The organism is Halomonas saccharevitans (genome assembly GCF_900116405.1).
Lineage (GTDB): Bacteria > Pseudomonadota > Gammaproteobacteria > Pseudomonadales > Halomonadaceae > Halomonas > Halomonas saccharevitans.
The window spans coordinates 1-1535 of the sequence record NZ_FPAQ01000085.1; the positions used below are offsets into that span (position 1 = coordinate 1).

2 protein-coding genes are annotated in these 1535 nt (G+C 40.5%); both read right to left on the reverse strand.

Going from position 1 to position 1535, the window contains the following annotated elements:
* Positions 1-339: 339 nt before the first annotated feature.
* A complete protein-coding gene (locus tag BM388_RS17770) occupies positions 340-573 on the reverse strand; it encodes a hypothetical protein (RefSeq protein WP_139233999.1) in 234 nt (77 codons plus the stop codon).
* A 317-nt stretch (positions 574-890) separates the two neighbouring features.
* Complete coding sequence (locus tag BM388_RS17775; RefSeq protein ID WP_139234000.1) at positions 891-1421, reverse strand: helix-turn-helix domain-containing protein; 531 nt, start codon at positions 1419-1421, stop codon at positions 891-893.
* Positions 1422-1535 lie beyond the last annotated feature (114 nt).

A 1535-nucleotide genomic window follows, 5' to 3' on the forward strand; every position in this document is an offset into this window, starting at 1 on the left:
TGAATCGTGTTCTGGCAGGAACATCTTGATTCTACAAGAGAAAACCACTCGCCATCTTCGTTTTCAGGACGCCCTCATGAATAAGCCGGGGTCTAGTGTATCATACACTACTACTTGACTATGCATCCCCATAGGCTAGATTTATCAAAGACTTACCACTAACTTACTATGCGACAAACCTCAAAAAAATAGAAAAAATATATAACTTTGCTGTTGTCCCTGACTGACAGTCAACACCGGCCTTCATTATCGTTGACCCACGGTTGAAATTTCAGATTTATAGGTTGCAAGAGAGACTAAACACTATGAGAATAGCTAAGTCTACAGCACCCTGATTTTCTAGCTACAATAAAGGCGTTTTATTAACACCCGCTTTGTCTTGGCACCTCCATATATTTTGTATAATTCGTAAACATCTGGCACCTCCTGAAAATAATAGTTAGCACGAATCCATTTAACAAAATTTTGTTTGGTTTTATTATTTTGATACCATTTTTGCTTGTACTCTTTGCGGTACTGCTCGTAAGCCTCATCGACAATATGATTACAGGTAGGACACTCTTGCTTAGACATTGGATTTATCTCCTTAAGGTTTATATATGGTTTTTACCTTGTTTACTTTGATTAAAAGGAACCTACCCGCTTGCCTAGGGCAAGCCCTCAAACAGTTTTTAAGATTTTCTTGTACTAATAAATCCCCTATTCGGTTTTAATCCTGGATACAAGGCTTATCACTGGTGGGTTTCTCTTGTAGATCGTAATAACGTCACCGAAGGTGTTTGGAACGTTCTTTTCGTCTTCACCCCAGACCATGAAGAACTTACACTATCTCTTGTTATTTTTCATTGTATGTCACGTCCCCACATACCCCTTACAAGAGTCTGTGTAGTTTAAGATGCTTTAAGCCAGCGCTGGATTGTCTTAGTGCTGGCATCAAGTTCTTTAGCGATTGTTTTATGAGTGTCCCCACTATCCGCCATCTCTTTAGCTTTCTTCTTAAGCTGTTCTTTAGATGCCTTCTTAGGTGTAGAAGGTGCTTCCATCATAATACTTTCGTCAATAATACATTTCTTTTTCAATGCCCTTTCAATCTCTTTAGAATCTTCAAGAGTTGGCACGATATGAACGGTAGGTTCTTCCTGATCTTCAAACTGTCTGATAGGAGTTCTACAAATGCTTTGAACCATAGATTCGGTTGAGCGCTCGTATCGAAGTGCTACTTTACCTTCAGCAACATCAATGCCCATCATTTCAAGCATTCTAACGTTCATTTGATCTTCAATAGTATTCGGATTGCCATGCACAAGGTTGATGGTATAAATATGATCGGTGTAAGTATTCAGGCCACGAGCATCAAAAGGGATAACCGTTGCCTTCTCATAATCAGAAAAAGGGAAAAACACCCAAGAATGGACTTGCACGAGTGTCTTGTTATCCCTGAACCCGCCTCATTCATCAGGGCACAGAACGAGCGTGTTGAGTCCATCGATTGCCGGTACCGACCTGCTTCAACCTCATGCGGTCGCTTGGTAGAC

Excerpts from the sequence above, each read along its gene's own strand:
- BM388_RS17770 (WP_139233999.1), bottom strand. The coding sequence starts at position 573 with ATGTCTAAGCAAGAGTGTCCTACCTGTAATCATATTGTCGATGAGGCT.